1 pseudogene is annotated in these 243 nt (G+C 72.0%); it reads left to right on the forward strand.

Annotated features, from left to right (window positions below):
- Window positions 1-243: pseudogene (locus AX750_RS26680) on the forward strand (sulfite reductase subunit alpha); the annotation flags it as partial.

The following is a 243-nucleotide window of genomic DNA, read 5'->3' on the forward strand; positions in this document are numbered from 1 at the left end:
GGCTCGATTATGTGGTGGGGGACGCCTTCGGCGTCATCGCGCAGAACGATCCGCGCTTGGCCGACGCCGTCGTCGCGTTGCTCGGCGCGCGGCCCGATGCCGATGTCAACGGCGTCCCGTTGCGAGAGGCGCTGATCGCTCAGCGCGCGCTCGGCCCCGCGCCCGACGCCCTGTTCCAGCTCATCTCTTACGTCACCGGCGGCGAGACCCGCGTCAAGGCGAGGCGGCTAGCGGCGGGCGAGG

Origin of the sequence: Methylobacterium sp. CCH7-A2, from assembly GCF_001557075.1 — a bacterium.
Classification (GTDB): Bacteria; Pseudomonadota; Alphaproteobacteria; order Rhizobiales; family Beijerinckiaceae; genus Allobosea; species Allobosea massiliensis.